1 protein-coding gene is annotated in these 1,641 nt (G+C 30.2%); it reads left to right on the plus strand.

The features are described 5' to 3' along the window. Positions 1 to 10 precede the first annotated feature (10 nt). On the plus strand, positions 11 to 1,489 hold the full coding sequence (spoIVA, locus tag E6248_RS15865) for a stage IV sporulation protein A (RefSeq protein ID WP_316341734.1): 1,479 nt from the start codon (positions 11 to 13) through the stop codon (positions 1,487 to 1,489). The last annotated feature ends 152 nt before the right edge of the window (positions 1,490 to 1,641 follow it).

Below are 1,641 nucleotides of genomic sequence, written 5' to 3' on the forward strand. Positions count from 1 at the left end.
GAGGTACACCGTGGACAGCTTTAATATATATAAAGATATAGCTGAAAGAACACAAGGTGACATTTACGTAGGTGTTGTAGGCCCTGTTAGAACTGGTAAATCAACATTTATTAAAAAGTTTATGGACCTTATGGTAATACCAAAGATTGATAATAATTATAAGAAGGAAAGAGCAAAGGATGAGTTGCCTCAAAGTGGATCAGGAAAGAGCATTCATACAACAGAACCTAAATTTGTACCTAATGAGGCAGTAGAAATTACTATTGATGAAGAAATAAAGTTTAAAGTAAGAATGGTTGATTGTGTTGGTTATATAGTAAAAGGGGCAATAGGATATATGGATGGAGAAGATACAAAGATGGTAAATACTCCATGGTATGAATATGAAATTCCTTTCGAAGATGCTGCAGAAATAGGAACAAGAAAAGTTATAACTGATCATTCAACTATAGGTCTTGTAGTAACGACTGATGGTAGTATTACAGGCATTGAAAGAAATGAGTACTTAGAAGCTGAGGAGAGAGTAATAGAAGAATTAAAAGCTATCAAGAAGCCTTTTATAGTTGTACTTAATACTAAACATATAAACTCTCCAGAAACAAGAACATTGAAAAAAGAACTAGAAGAAAAATATGATGTTTCAGTCCAAGTGATGGATGTAGCAAATATGAATGAAGATGATGTAGAAGATGTATTTAAACATGTACTTAAGGAATTCCCGGTTAGAGAAATTAACATAGATATGCCAACTTGGATAGAAAGATTAGAGTGTGATAATTGGCTTAAAAAAGATTTCTTTAATATAGTAAAAAATATGTGTGAAAGTATAAGTAGAGTAAGAGATGTAAAAGCTATAGCTGAAATGTTTAAAGATGAGGAAAATATAGCTCCTATTGAAATAAGTCAAGTAAACTTAGGTGAAGGAAAAGCAACTTTAAAAATGAAACCTAAAGATGGAATATTCTATAATATTTTAAGTGATATTTGTGATTTAGATGTAAAATCTGAAAGTGACTTATTATCAATAATTAAGGATTTAAATTTTGCTAAGAAAGAATACGATAAGGTTAAGGATGCTTTAATTGATGTTAGAGAAAGTGGTTATGGTTTAGTTCCACCTCAATTAGCTGAAATGAAGTTTGAAGAACCTGAAATGGTTAAGCAAGGCAATAGGTTTGGAGTTAAATTAAAAGCTTCTGCTCCATCATTACATTTTATTAAGGCGAATATAAAGACAGAAATCAGTCCTATTATGGGATCTGAAAAAGAGAGTGAAGAACTTGTAAAATCACTTATGGAACAATTTGATAGCGACCCTCAATCATTATGGCAAAGTAATATGTTTGGTAAGCCTTTAGAAGTATTGATTAAGGAAGGATTACAAAATAAGTTATACAAAATGCCTGAAGACGTACAAGTTAAGATACAAAAAACTTTACAAAAGATAATAAATGAAGGCAGTGGCGGATTGATTTGTATTATATTATAATATTTGAGGTTGGTGTGTAACCAACCTTAATTTTTTTATATAATATAACTATAATACTAATTAATGTTGTATTTTAAGTAGATTATAAATACTAATATACACTATATGGAATTGAGGGGTATTATGGAAGACAGATTTTGTACCTATAAGAG

The organism is Clostridium sp. (assembly GCF_032552055.1).
Lineage (GTDB): Bacteria > Bacillota > Clostridia > Clostridiales > Clostridiaceae > Clostridium.